The organism is Streptomyces sp. JH34 (assembly GCF_029428875.1).
Classification (GTDB): domain Bacteria; phylum Actinomycetota; class Actinomycetes; order Streptomycetales; family Streptomycetaceae; genus Streptomyces.
Genome location: NZ_JAJSOO010000001.1, coordinates 1,691,126 through 1,703,878, shown reverse-complemented (window position 1 = coordinate 1,703,878; position 12,753 = coordinate 1,691,126). Strand labels below are relative to the sequence as shown.

Sequence of the window (12,753 nt, the reverse complement as noted above, 5' to 3'; positions counted from 1 at the left end):
GAGGAACACGGAGATGGCAGACATCCTTCACCGCATCGGCGTCGAGCAGTCCTCGCCGGAGGACGTGTACGAGGCGCTGACCACCTTGGACGGTTTGTCCGGCTGGTGGACCGAGAAGACGTCGGGGGAGACCGACCCCGGGGGCGTGATCGAGTTCCGGTTCGGGCCGGGCGGGTTCGACATGAAGGTCGTCGAGCTCGATCCGGGCCGGCTCGTCCGCTGGGACGTCGTGGACGGACCGCAGGAGTGGATCGGCACCAGTGTGCAGTGGGACCTCCGTCAGGACGGCGACTACACGATCGTGCTGTTCAAGCACGAGGGCTGGCGTGAGCCGGTCGAGTTCATGTACCACTGCACCACCAAGTGGGCCACTTTCCTGATGAGCCTCAAGCGACTCCTGGAGACCGGGGAAGGTGCCCCCGAGCCGCGTGACGTGAAGATCAGCGACTGGCACTGACCCGACGACGCCCGAGGAGGGTTGCGACGACGCCGATCAGCAGGCCGATCAGTGCCGCCACGCCGATGAGTAGGGGAAAGGCGCTCCGGCCTCGCCTTCGCAGCACCTGCCACGGTTAGATCCACAGCAACCAATGGCCACAGCTGTCCGTGAACGTATGGGCGAAGACAGGTCCTGAATCGGCAGGAGACTCATTCGCTCTCGGCGGGCGCTCGATCTGGTGGTCGAGCTGGTTCTGGGCGATGGCCGCGTAACGGCTCGCCGCGGTGCGGGACAGGTTGAGGACCAGGGCGAGGTGCGGCGGGTCGGCGCCGACGGGCAGCGCCTCGTGCAGCACCCGGTCGCCGCGGACGCGTTCGAGGCAGACGTCTTGGTGCAGCAGGTGCCGCTTGAGGTATTCGGCACCGACAGACCCAGTCTGGGGGCCTGTCTAATTGTCCTCCCAGGTCAGCGCGGCCATCCGCCAGCCGGTGGGCGTCCGTACGAACTGGGTCGTCTTGCGGCCCGCGCCCTCGAACCGCTCGCCGTCGTGGAAGCCGGACTTGCGGTATTCGCTGGTGCGGTGCGCGATCGACTCGAAGATCTCCGTCCGCTCGGAGACCTCCCACTCGGAGAACTCCGTCAGCGTCCCGTCGGTGAGCATCTTCGCCCGAGGCTCGATGAACGCGTCGAGGTCGTAGACCACGGGGCCCGTCCCGGTGTTGCTGATGATCATTCCCTGAGGGATGAACACCTGGCGGATCACGTCGACTTCGGGGCTGGAGCCGTTCGTGTTGTCGAACGCGCCGAGGAAGTCGGACATCAGGCGGTCGAGCTCGGCCTTGTCGGTCGGCGCGGTGCTGCCGGATGCGGACGGCCACTCGTCGGAGAGGACCGACCAGATCTCTATGTCGCGTCGCTCGCCCCGGTACTCGGTGTGCCGCCGCAGCACCCCCTCCCTGGTCAGCCCGAGGCGGCGGGCCGCTTCGATGCTCCGGGTGTTGACCGAGGAGACCCACCATTCGACGCGGCTCATCCCGCGCTCCCCGAACGCCCAGTCGATCAGTACCCGGCAGGCCTGGTTCACCAGGCCCTGGCCCTGGCCCGCCTCCTCCGCCCAGCAGCCGATCTCGCAGTTCCCCGACGCCGTGTCGAAGCGCGTGAACATCACGCCGCCGACCAGGGTGCCGTCCCGCCAGATCCCGTAGATCCGGCCCGTGTCGCTGGCCTGCCTGTCGGCGTAGCGCTGGAGGGTGGCCGTGGCGGAAACGAGGTCGGTGCTGAAGGTCGCCCAGGGGATCCAGGGGTCGACGTTCGGACGGGCTCGGTCGATGTGGTCGAGGAACTCCTGTGCGTGCGCGGGCTCCAGGGGGCGGAGCTGGGCGTTCTCGCGGAGCGGGAGTATGAACACGGGGACCTCGGTTCGATGCTGCGGGGTACGTAACGAGCGTTCGGTACGTAAGCTAGCAGCATGCCGCCACCCGCACCCGGAGACCGTGAAGCCCGCCGCAAGGACGTTTCCGAGGCGGTGTGGGCCGTGCTCGCCGACAAGGGGTTCGGCGGGCTGACCCTGCGAGCCGTCGCCGCCGCGATGAACGGCTCGACGGGGATGCTCATGCACTACTTCCCGACCAAGCGCGCTCTGATCGCGCACGCGCTGGACCTGCTGGAGGTACGTACCGCGGAACGCCCGCGCCGCGCGCGGCCCGCCGAGGGGCTGCCGTCGGTGCGCGCCATACTGCTGGACATCCTGCCGCTGACGCCGGACGACACCGCCCGCAACCGCATCTGGGTCAGCTCCTGGGACCTCGCGCTTGCCGACGAGGGGCTGGCCGGCGAGCAGGCCGGGCGCTACACGCGGTTGCGGGGGATGGTCCGGCCGCATCTCGAAGCGGCCAGCCGGTTGGGACAGTTGGGCGATGCGCATGCCGACGCCGAACAACTGGCGGCTGCGGCAGTCGCGTTCACGCACGGGCTGGTCGTGCAGGCGCTCTTCGACCCCGACCGGTTCCCTGCCGACGTGCAGACCGTGATGCTCGACGACTTCCTGGCCTCGCTCGGGCGGTCGCCTCTGCCTTCGCCCGATGCGCGCACACCGGATTGATCGCTCGGCCGACCTCGGCGACAGCGGGCCGTGCCGTCTTCTCGACGCCAGCACGAGCATGCCTGACGGGTCCGCGCCACACTGGACTGACCCGTCCAGGGCGGCGGACCGGTCTACTTCTTGGGCTTCTGGAGCTTGGTAGCAGAGAGGCGCTTTGCGCCCATCTCGATGATCAGGCCGGCGGCCTTGAACGTGAGGTTGAGCGCAACGCTCTCCGGAACCTGCTGGCCGACGCCGAGGTGTCCGATGATGTAGTCGCCCATCTGGACATCCGGGTCCAGCCGTTTGAGGACCATGTAGGCGATGGACTCGGCCTCGACCTCATTGCGGGCATGGGCCGTGACGCGTTCCTCGTCCGAGAAGGGCCGCGATCTCCGGTCGGGCCAGGAGCCCCCGGGGCCCGCACCGAGATGCCCGCACAACAGATGGCCGAGCTCGTGGGCAAGGGTGGCGTACCGGTCCAGCAGAGGCAGGTTCCGGTTGACCTCGATCTCGAACAGCGTCGGGTACCTCTCCGGTCGATCCCCGGGCCTGCTGCCGGAACGCTCGACGAACCCGCCGGACCTGGTGCGATACGCACGCCCGTAGGAGGAGGCCCCGTCATTGACCAGGGTGAGACGGATTCCCAGGGGCGCGAGGTTCGTCCTGGTGTGGTGCCAGACCTCGACGAGCCCCTTCTCGCCGACGCGAGAGGACACCGACGCGGGGGCGGTGATCGTCCTGGGCAAAGGCTGAGCCCCGGGCAGGGCTTCGGTGTCCCCGACGTCGTACACGAGCATGTAGGGCCCGCGCGGCTGGAAGATCAGCAGCGGCGATGCGCTGGGCGCCGCGCACGAGGTCGTCGATGGATGCCTTGGCCAGGTCTGACGACTGCGAGACCTCGACCTCTTCGTCCCAGTACCAATCGAGACCGTGCTGCGTGATCACTGGTTCTTCGTGCTCGAACGGGATCTCGCGCAGCCGCTTCCAGTCCGTGAGTTGTTCCCCGGCCCAGCCGGGCTCGACCATGTGCGCGAACGACAGCAGCCCGGTCACGTGGGCGTCCAAGTCGGCCAGGCCCTTGAACCCCTGGTGACGGCTGTGCTGCTCGATACCGAACGACGCGGCTCCGCGCACATGCTTGGTGATGCGGCGCTTGTACTCGCGCGTCAGCCGCGGAGTGGGGCCGTCGACAAGGATGCCCAGCACGCTGCGGCGCGCGCCGGAACGGGCCACGTAGGTCTTCTTCGTGTTGAGTTTCATGCCCAGCGGGGTCAGTGCCTTCTTCACGCCGTCCACGAGGCGGTCGGCCTTCTCGTGGCGGACGAGCCGCCGGCTGGAGAAGTACATGTCGTCGCTGTAGCGCGTGTAGCGCAGACCCAAGGACTCTGCCAGGTGCGTGATCGCGGCGTCGACGTCGCGCATGACGATGTTCGACAGGTATCCGCTTGTGGGAGCGCCCTGAGGCAGGAACCCCTCGCGGGTGTCCTTGTGGAGCAGCTCGGGCCTACTGACGGTGAAGCTCTGCCCCGTGGCCTCCAGGTACACGCTGCGACGCCCGGTGCCACGGTTCGTCCACGTCCGACTCGGCCCGGGCGGAGACACGGTGACCAGCCGTGCGGTGGTGTACGTACTCAGGGTGCGGCCGACACGACGCAGGCCGACGTCCCGGCGGCCGTCACCGTCCTCCACAAGATCGATCCGGTACTTCCGCTCCGTCGGGCGAGCCCAGGCGTCTTTCAGCGCGGCGTGGACATGTCGCTCGCGGATGCTCCCGAAGAAGTCGGCGATGTCCAGGCGGATCACGGTGTGGGCACGTAGATGGATGGCGGCACAGTCCACGACCGAGCGGCCACCTCGGTAGGCGAACGCTGCCGGGTGAGGCTGGAACCTGGCTGGAAGAGTCCCCAGACGGGCCAGAATCCCCTGCTGCAACACGGACAGCCGCGGGACCGGAGCGTGCAAGGTCCGTATTCCGCCGCTGGGTTTGGGGATCCGGTGCTCGGTGTACGGGAAGATCGAGCCGCCGACCACCGCCTTGAGGAACTGCGTGTGGGAGAGGTGCAGGAAGTTGTCTGCCATGGTCACCGAACCGCCTCGTCCCTCACCTGTGAGACGCAGTCGGCGGGCCTCACCTTGAGTCGTTCCACCGCCCCGCTACTGGCGGTCCGCTGTATCCCTCCGCCACCCTGATGCGGACTCCGTGAACCGACCTCCGTGACCGGCTCACCGGTGCGGACTGGTACGAGGACGAGGACTACGCCGCGTACGGGCTCACCGCCCGGCAGATCGAAGAGCTCAAAGCGTGGGCGCTGGAGTGGGCGGAGGACCTTGGGGCGCGGATTCACGACGAGAACGCCTGACGAGTCCGTGCCCCTCTCCACCAGGCGCGGCCGTATCGCGGCGTCCGTACAGCCCCTCTCATGTCACGCCGGAAGAGCCGTCCGGTCGAGGCGATTTGTGCGGAGCCTTGAGCAGTGCGCAGTGGCGAGCCCTTGAACGAGCGTGACGGATTCCGCCGTCATAGGAATGCGCAGGTCGGTTCACGGAGTCCGCATCAGGTTGCGGAGGCTGCCGACCAGGGCGTGGATGTCGCGTTCGGCGGGCTGGTCGGCGGGGTCTGCGGGGGCGCTTTCGGGTGCCGGGGTGCGGCAGGGGCGGCAGAGGCCGTCGGGGAGTGTTTCGGAGGGGCCGGGCCTGCCGCATTGGGTGCATTCGACGAGAAGGCGCCGTACGGGAGAGTTCGGCGCGGTCGGTGCGGGGGTGGCGGGCAGGTGCGGGGGGAGCTTGTCCCGGAGGCGGCGGCGTACGAAGCCGACCGGGGAATCGACCTGGGTGGGGAGGCCGGAGGTGAGTGCGTGGGTGAGGTAGTCCGTGCTCACGCCCCGGTCCAGCCAGGCGGCGGCCAGCTCCTCGAGAACGGTGCAGTCGGCGGCGGAGAGGGCCAGGCGGGGGTCGGTGAGGCCGAGTCGGGCCAGGGCGAGGTAGGCGGGAGAAGGGTGGCCGCCTGCGACCGGCTCCGGGGTGCGCTGTCGCGGCACGGGCGGGGCGTGAGCGGGGGTGGGCTGCGGGGCCGGTTGCGGGGCCGGGCGTGGGGCGAGCCCGGGGGGCGTGGCGGGGGGTGCTTCGGTGGCCTGCGTGGGGGGTGCCTCGGTGGTTTCGGGGGCGGCGGTCTGCGGGGCCGGTGTCCCTGCGGCGACCTCCTGTTCGGCGGGAGTGTCGACCGGGGCCCACGGGGGCGGCGGCCCGGTCGGGAGCGCTGCGGCTTCCTGGGCTACGACCCGGGTGTTCTCGGCTGCCGCGAAGGCGTTCCACCACTCGTTGTCCCGGGCGGTGCGGGACCAGTACGTGAGAGTGACCCAACGGCTCTCGCCCTCGCCGGTCCGGCACTGTGCGCGTCGCAGGTGACCCGCGACGGTCAGGGCCCTCAGGGCGCTGCCGACGGCCATCTGACCGTACAGCGGAAGGTGCTTGGCCAGCGTCTTGATGTCCATGGCCGAGCCGTCGGGGAGGTGGTCGACGTAACCCGCGATGTGGCGCTCACGCTCGGGCAGCAGCGCGAAGTCGGACGCGTGCGGCGGGCTTTGGTCCGGTGCGGATCGCTTGCCGTAGCCGCGGGGGGACTTCGGGTACGGGCGGGAGGGTGCGGGGGTGCGCAGGGCAGAGCTAAGGTTCTTGGCAGCCACGAGATCGCTCTCTTCGATCTTGGGGTGAGACCCCGGCCTGGTGTTGATCGCACCGCGTCGGGGTCGTTTCGTTGGGGGCACCGTAAGCAGCCGTGACGTCGCGTTGCAAGCTGATCACATTTAGTCATACTTGCTGGCCGTGGCGGGGTGGGGAGGTGGGGAGGTTTTCCCAACCCCCTTCTTCTACCTACCGGTTATCAGAGAGCGCTCGGATCCCGGAGTCCGGATCCCGAGGCCCGAATCCCGAAGCTCGAGCGCCGGGCCCGGCCCTCTCGAGGTACACACGAACGAGTGAGTCGGCGCCTTCCGGAGCTCGGAGCTCGGAGCTCGGAACTCGGCGCTCGGCGCCCGGCGCCCGGAGCTCGGAGGAACGTAGGGCGTAGTGCCGGCCGCGAGCGGGAGTACATCAGCTGCTTCCTGGAGACCAAGTCCCTCGCGCCCGACGCGTTCGAGGAAGCAGAGGACCGGCGTCATCGCGCCCGACGCCGGTCACTACATCCCCCGGGAGCAGCCCGAGGCCGCCGCCGCCCTCACCGAATTCTTCAGCGGCCGCCAGTGCTCTGGTCCGTAAATCCGTTCAAGTGGTCTGGGTGGTCAACAGCGAGCTCGAGAAGGGGTCCCGGGTCATGGCGGGATCCAGGGGGCGCCCTACGGGTCTGGCCGGTCATCTGATCGGGGCCCGGCGACGGTGGCGTCGGCTTTGCTTCGGCGGGGCCACAGGAGGAATACGGCCGCCGTCCCCACGAAGGTGAGGACGGCCGTGACCGCCATCGTGTCGGCGACACCGGATGAGAACGCCGAGACGGCTGCCTGCTGCACGGTGCGCCCGAGGTCGGGCGGCAGTGAGGCGATCGCTTCCCGGAAGGACGAGGAGTTCACCAATGCCTGGCGGAACTGGGAGATCTCCGCCGGAGTCAGCCCCGACGCCTCGACGACAGAGGCCGCGTCTCTCGTCGTGAGTTCTCTGACGACCGCGGTGAGGACGGCGACCCCGAGGGCGCCACCGAGCATGCTGGACATCTTGAACACACCGGCAGCGGTGCCCGCAAGACCGATCGGGACCTCTCCGACGGTCGTGTTGGCCACCGGGGTGCTCACCAACCCCAGACCGAGCCCGATGACGATGAGTGCGACAGCGAGGTACTCCGTCGAACTGCGCGTACCGAGAGAACCGAGCAGAGTCAGGCCGGCGCCGGCCACGACGAGCCCCACCACCGCGGGAAGCCGTCCGCCCCGCCGGATCGCGAGCCTGCCGCCGAGCGGAATGAAGAGGAAGACCCCGACGGTGGCGGGCAGCATCAGCACCCCGGCCTCCACCGCGCTGTAGCCGCGTGCGTTCTCCAGCCAGAGCACGAGGAGGAAGCTCATCCCGGCAAAGGTGAAGTTCATCGTGAGGTTGGCCGCGAGCGCGCCGTTGTATGCCCGGATCTTGAACAGCTTCAGGTCCACGAGCGGCTGGCTCACACGGCGTTCGACGAACCACCACACGACCGCCAGCACCGCGGTTGCCACGAACAGCGCCACGATCAGCGGGCTGCCCCATCCCCGGCTCGGCCCTTCGGTGAGCGCGTACAACAGTGCGAAGACCGCAAGGACGATGGATGCCAGCCCCAGCCAGTCGATCGTGTGACCGGCCTTCTCGTCGCGGGACTCCGGAGTCGTGACCCGGACGATTACGAGAGTGATCGCAGCGAGCGGCAGGTTGATCCAGAACAGCCAACGCCAGCCGAGGCCGTCCGTGATGACCCCGCTGAGCGCGGGCCCGACGGACAGCCCGCCCCAGGCCACCGCCTGCCAGATACTGAACGCGGTGGTTTCCTCCTTTCCGGAGAACTCGGGCGGGATGAGCGCGAGCGAGGCCGGCAGAATCAGCGCAGCGCCGATGCCCATGAGACCACGGCTGAGGACCAGCCATCCGATGTCGGGCGCGAGCGCGGCAGGCACGGAGAAGGCAGCAAGCAGCACCGTGCCCACCTGAAGCATCCGGCGGCGGCCGAAGAGATCGCCGAACTTGCCGGCGGTGATCACGAGGGCACCGGTGACGAGGCTGAAGGCGTTGTTCGCCCACTGCAAGCTCGACAGGTTGCCGCTGAACTCGTCGGCGATCTGCGGAATCGCCACACTGAGGTCGCCGAACGCAAGCCAGACCATCCCTGCGGCCGTGCAGATCGCAAACAGTGAGACCCACCGGTGCGCGACGGCGGGGCTGCTGGAAGGGGGTTCGTTCATGGCGATGCTCCGGCTCCGTGCCGTCTCCGTTGGCTGTCGGTGTTTCCCGGCATGCGCACGGAGAGTAACAACCCGGTCGGGTGGCAGCGCGCCTGACGCGCCGCCCGGCGATCAACTCACGGAAACGCGGTCGCGCATGCTGCCGATGCGCTCCTACGGCCGCCGGGTCGTAGGCGAGGGTGAGCCGGAAGCAGCGACCCGGTACGAGGCCGTGGAGGACGGCGTTGGCCGCGAGCTCCGCGACCACGAGCTCGGCACGCTCCGTGAGGTCCTGCGGGGAACCCCATGCCCTCAGCTCGGTCCCGGCGAGCAGTCTGGCCAGCCGGGCGCCGCGTCGCGTGGACGACAGGAGCTGGGAGAAGGTGCGGGTGGGGCGGCCGACTTGGGGCAGCGCGTGGTTCATGGCGCCACAGTGACGGCAGGACGCGCCTGGGGACGAGAGCCGCACCCCGTACGCGGAGTCATCGTACGGGCACGAAGAGTGGACAGTACGGGGTCCGCTCCGTCACGCTGAGTGGTGAGCCCGGGGCGCTGTCAGGAGCCGTCGCGGTGCCGTGCGGAGAAAGGCGGGGGCCGGATGAGCATCGGTGTGGGGCAGGCGGCCGGGGGCGTCGGCGCGCAGGGAGTTCCGGCGGGGGAGTGGGAGCGGGAACCCCACCCGTCCGACAGTCTGCGCACGTTCGGCGCGGTCGTCCAGGCGTTGCGCGAACACGCCGGACTCAGCCGGATCGAGCTCGGCGCCCGGGTCCAGTACTCCAAACACACGGTGGAGTCGGTGGAGTTGGGCCGACGGATGCCGGACGAGGTGTTCGTGGAGCGTGCGGAGGAAGCGCTCGGCAACACCGGTGCCCTGCGGAAGGCCGCCTGCCATCTCACCCGGGGCGAGGCGGGCCTCGCGGCGTGGTTCCGGCGGTGGGCGCGGCTGGAGCGGGAGGCGGTCAGCCTGTGCACGTACGAGTGCCGGCTGGTGCCGGGGTTGTTGCAGTCGGAGGCGTACGCGCGGGCGGTGTTCGAGGGCACGATCCCCCTGCGGACGGACGTGGAGCTGGGCGAGCAGCTGGCGGCGCGGATGGAACGCAAGGCGATGATGCGGGAGCGGCCGACTGTGCCGTTCAGCTTCATCGTCGAGGAGCACGTGTTCCGGCGGCGGTTCGGTGGTGCGGAGATGATGTGCGAGTTGGTGGACCATGTCATTGAGCTCACCGCCCCACGCAACGTGACGCTTCAGGTGGTGCCGCTGGAGGCCGGGCTGCACGCGTGCCTGGACGGGCCGGTGCAGGTGCTGGAGACCCCGGAGGGGCGGCGGTTGGGCTACTCCGAGGGGCAGAAGAACGGGCGGCTGATCTCCGACCCGAAAGAGGTGAGTGTGCTCTGCCAACGCTATGACACACTGCGCTCGCAGGCCCTGAGCCCCAACGAATCCCGGGCCTTGCTGGAGCGACTTCGAGGAGAGCGATGAACAGCGGTACTACGGAACTCGCCTGGTTCAAGTCCAGCTACAGCGGGAGCGAGGGCGACAGCTGCGTGGAGGTCGCGGTCGCCGAACAGGGCGTGCACGTAAGGGACTCCAAGGACGTGACCCTTCCTGCGTTCGCGGTGGACCGCGAAGGCTGGGGACAGTTCGTGCGGTTCGCGTCGGAGTGCTGAGCGACTTGAAGGCGTGCCGTCCGCTGAGTGGTGGACGGCACGCTTTCGCCGGGCTCAGGAACCCTTGGTCTCGGTGTAACCGAGGGCCGCGCGGTTGATGAAGCGGTCACCGAGGCCGCGCACGGGCGCGGGCTTCGGCTTCGGTACGGCCTTCTTCGCCGTCGACTTCTCCGGCGCGGGCTTCTTGCCGCCCGCACGCTTGGCCGGCGCCGCCTTCGCCTGCCGGGCGTTCTTCGCGGCCGGTGTGTTGCGCGCCGCGTACTTCTGCCGGATCGCTGAGAGTTGCTCGCGTTCTTGAAGGGCCACGTCGACGGGGAGGGCGTTGACGAGGGCAGGGGCCCGGCTGAGCGCGTAACGCGCCTCGTTCCAGTGCTTCGTGTCGATGGCCAGGCGGGCCACCCCGCGCTTGTCCGCGGCGCCGGTCGGAATGTTCTGCTCACTGGCCCGGTAGCGGCACCTGTTGCAGGCGCGACAGCCAACGGCGGACGGCCCCGGGCGCCTGATCCGGGGCCGTCCGGGGCCGCGCGTCACATCGTGGGTGCCCGCCCGATGAACGTGTCCAGCACCCCGTCGGCCACCTTGACCGTGCCCTGCGGCCGGGTGGTGCCCGGGATGGTGGTGAACGCGGCGGCCTGCCTCGCCAGGTCGGCGGCCTCGGCGAAGTCCGCCTGTCCGCCGCCGGAGTGGAGCTGGGCCCGCAGCCCGTCCAGGGTGGCGTTCAGGGAGTCGCCCCATACGTCGAGGGCGTCCAGCCACGGTTTCGTCTGGGCCAGGAAGGCCGGGTCCCGGACGCCGGCGCGGATCTGCTCGGGAGCCCCGGCCAGCACGTCGGCGTAGGCACCGAGCTCACGCAGCGCGGCCTGCCGTCGGGCACGGGATCCGCTGTCCCATGCCTCGGTGAAGTCGGCCAGCCGCGCGGCCAGTCCGGGTGCCTGAGGCTGCCAGTCGGTGTCGCCGAAGGTCGGTGCGAGGTGCTGGGTGTCGAAGAACGCCAGCAGTGCCCGGGCGGTGGCCCGGTCACCGCCGGCCAGGTAGCCGGCCGCCGCGCGCCACGTGCGGTCCGGGTCGTAGTCCTCGTCGTTCCAGGCGAACGACGCACCGCCGAAGAGAGCGACCTTGCTGGCGGCCGCCTGGTTCATCGGATTGAGCACGATGCCGCTCAGTGCCTTGTGAAGGCCGGCTTCCCGCTTGTCGTACGGGGCCATCAGCAGCCGGCCCGTCGTCTGCCCGTAGTCGTTGACCGGGTAGTTGTCCCAGAGGAACACCTTGCGTCCCCACACCGCCGAGGCGGCCTCGGCGTCCGCCACGCTGATCGAGGGGGGAACGACGTCCGTGCCCGTCCACTGCACGACCACCTTCGGGTCCAGCTGCTCGCGCAGTACGGACTTGTAGGCGGAATCGGCCGTGTCGGAGTACTCCGTGGGCACGAACTGGAGCGGCTGGGCGTCCGGGTGGGCGTCGATGAAGTCGTGCTGCACGGCGTTGAGCAGGTCGGCCTGCGCCTGCCCGGCGCTGCCCCGGCCCGGGGCGCCGTACTTCTCCTTGTCGGCGTCGCAGTTCCACTTCGTGTAGCTGATGTCGTCCAGCGCCACGTAGAAGCCGCGCGCCCCCTGGTCGTAGAGGGCGCCCAGCTTCGTCTTGAGGGCGTTCACGTCACCGGGGTCGCTGTAGCAGACGGACAGGCCGGGGGAGAGGGCGTAGGTGAAGTCGACGTGGTGGGCGGTGGCCCGCTCGATCAGTTCGCGCAGTTCGGCCAGCTTGTCCGCGGGGTAGGGCTCGCGCCACTCCTCCCTCAGATACGCGTCGTCCTTCGGTGTGTAGATGTAGGTGTTGGCCTTGATGTCGCCGTAGAAGGCGAGTTGGTCGAGCCGGTCGGAGTGCGACCAGGGCGCGCCGTAGAAGCCCTCGATGCTGCCCCGCAGCGGCATGGCCGGGTGGTCGGTGATCGAGACGGCCGCCAGGGTGTGCTTCCCGGTCACCAGTTGCCGCAGCGTCTGGGCGGCGTAGTAGACGCCGTCCCCGTCGTTGCCGGCGAGCACGATGCTGTCGCCGCGGGAGGCGAGGGAGTAGCCCTCCGCGACCAGGGTGCCGGGTACGGTTCCGCCGGTGGCGCGCAGGGCGGCCGCCACCGCGCGGTCCATGACGGAACCGGCCATGACGGTGAGCTTCGACCGACCGGCGGGGGACGCCGCCGTGTCGATGTGACGTGCGCCGGCCGAGGCCAGTGCCTTCTTGATGACGTCGGCGCTCGCGGCGTCCACGTCGTCGCCGAGGACGAGGCGGACGCGGTCCGGGACACGGAGGTCCCGTCCCGCCGACTCCATGTGCTGAGGGGTGGGGGTGACGACGGGGGTGGCCGCGGACGGGGCGGGCGCCGGCGCGGTGGCGGACCCTCCGGCCGCCCACGCGGGAGCGGAGAGCGTACCCAGGGCGAGCAGGGCCGCGGCGCCGAGAAGGGGGAGCCGGGGGACACGGGGCGGACAGTACGGATGGCTTTCAGGCATACGGATCACTGCACCTCCACGTAAGTGGACCACCACATTCAGGTGGAGTGGTCTAAACCACCACTCGTGGGAGCCGGTGTCAAGATCGAGCCCTCGGAAAGAAGGAACGAATGAGCCGGGACCGGCCGCCGTGACGCGCACGGTGGCCGGCCCCGGCTCATCTCTGAC

The 12,753-nt window shown here is 69.5% G+C and carries 12 protein-coding genes and 1 pseudogene; 4 read left to right on the top strand and 9 right to left on the bottom strand.

The window, feature by feature from the left end; genetic code table 11:
* The first annotated feature begins 13 nt into the window (after window positions 1-13).
* Window positions 14-457, top strand: coding sequence for an SRPBCC family protein (locus tag LWJ43_RS07330; protein ID WP_277331487.1), 444 nt, complete (start codon window positions 14-16; stop codon window positions 455-457).
* 115 nt (window positions 458-572) lie between these two features.
* On the opposite strand, the gene LWJ43_RS07325 is transcribed toward LWJ43_RS07330, so the two are convergent.
* Both LWJ43_RS07325 and LWJ43_RS07320 read right to left on the bottom strand, forming a co-directional pair.
* Complete coding sequence (locus LWJ43_RS07325; protein ID WP_277331486.1) at window positions 573-794, bottom strand: hypothetical protein; 222 nt, start codon at window positions 792-794, stop codon at window positions 573-575.
* 93 nt (window positions 795-887) lie between these two features.
* Window positions 888-1,847 carry a GNAT family N-acetyltransferase gene (locus tag LWJ43_RS07320; protein ID WP_277331485.1) on the bottom strand — a complete coding sequence of 320 codons (960 nt, stop codon included), beginning with the start codon at window positions 1,845-1,847 and terminating at the stop codon, window positions 888-890.
* A gap of 60 nt (window positions 1,848-1,907) precedes the next feature.
* Here LWJ43_RS07320 and LWJ43_RS07315 point away from each other — a divergent pair, with 60 nt between their 5' ends.
* Complete coding sequence (locus LWJ43_RS07315) at window positions 1,908-2,540, top strand: TetR/AcrR family transcriptional regulator (protein WP_277331484.1); 633 nt, start codon at window positions 1,908-1,910, stop codon at window positions 2,538-2,540.
* 113 nt (window positions 2,541-2,653) lie between these two features.
* Here the strand turns inward: LWJ43_RS07315 and LWJ43_RS07310 are convergent, their stop codons facing one another.
* From LWJ43_RS07310 to LWJ43_RS07290, 5 genes and pseudogenes are all read right to left on the bottom strand, one after another.
* Window positions 2,654-3,238 (bottom strand): M78 family metallopeptidase domain-containing protein, encoded by a 585-nt coding sequence (locus LWJ43_RS07310; RefSeq protein ID WP_277331483.1) that lies wholly within the window; start codon window positions 3,236-3,238, stop codon window positions 2,654-2,656.
* Complete coding sequence (locus LWJ43_RS07305; RefSeq protein ID WP_277331482.1) at window positions 3,141-4,325, bottom strand: reverse transcriptase domain-containing protein; 1,185 nt, start codon at window positions 4,323-4,325, stop codon at window positions 3,141-3,143. The genes LWJ43_RS07310 and LWJ43_RS07305 overlap by 98 nt, the downstream gene beginning before the upstream one ends.
* A gap of 737 nt (window positions 4,326-5,062) precedes the next feature.
* A complete protein-coding gene (locus LWJ43_RS07300; protein WP_277331481.1) occupies window positions 5,063-6,205 on the bottom strand; it encodes a MarR family transcriptional regulator in 1,143 nt (380 codons plus the stop codon).
* 648 nt (window positions 6,206-6,853) lie between these two features.
* Complete coding sequence (locus tag LWJ43_RS07295) at window positions 6,854-8,434, bottom strand: MFS transporter (protein ID WP_277331480.1); 1,581 nt, start codon at window positions 8,432-8,434, stop codon at window positions 6,854-6,856.
* A 157-nt stretch (window positions 8,435-8,591) separates the two neighbouring features.
* Window positions 8,592-8,837: pseudogene (locus LWJ43_RS07290) on the bottom strand (ATP-binding protein); the annotation flags it as partial.
* 174 nt (window positions 8,838-9,011) lie between these two features.
* Here LWJ43_RS07290 and LWJ43_RS07285 point away from each other — a divergent pair.
* Entirely contained in the window at window positions 9,012-9,893 is an 882-nt protein-coding gene (locus tag LWJ43_RS07285) for a helix-turn-helix domain-containing protein (RefSeq protein WP_277331479.1), read from the top strand.
* Window positions 9,890-10,081, top strand: a complete 192-nt coding sequence (locus LWJ43_RS07280) for a DUF397 domain-containing protein (RefSeq protein ID WP_277331478.1) — start codon at window positions 9,890-9,892, stop codon at window positions 10,079-10,081. Before LWJ43_RS07285 ends, LWJ43_RS07280 begins: the two co-directional genes overlap by 4 nt.
* A gap of 54 nt (window positions 10,082-10,135) precedes the next feature.
* Here LWJ43_RS07280 and LWJ43_RS07275 read toward each other — a convergent pair whose 3' ends face one another.
* Both LWJ43_RS07275 and LWJ43_RS07270 read right to left on the bottom strand, forming a co-directional pair.
* Window positions 10,136-10,480, bottom strand: a complete 345-nt coding sequence (locus LWJ43_RS07275; RefSeq protein ID WP_277331477.1) for a hypothetical protein — start codon at window positions 10,478-10,480, stop codon at window positions 10,136-10,138.
* Window positions 10,481-10,608: 128 nt separating this feature from the next.
* Window positions 10,609-12,585 carry a beta-N-acetylglucosaminidase domain-containing protein gene (locus LWJ43_RS07270; RefSeq protein ID WP_277331476.1) on the bottom strand — a complete coding sequence of 659 codons (1,977 nt, stop codon included), beginning with the start codon at window positions 12,583-12,585 and terminating at the stop codon, window positions 10,609-10,611.
* Between the last annotated feature and the right edge of the window lie 168 nt (window positions 12,586-12,753).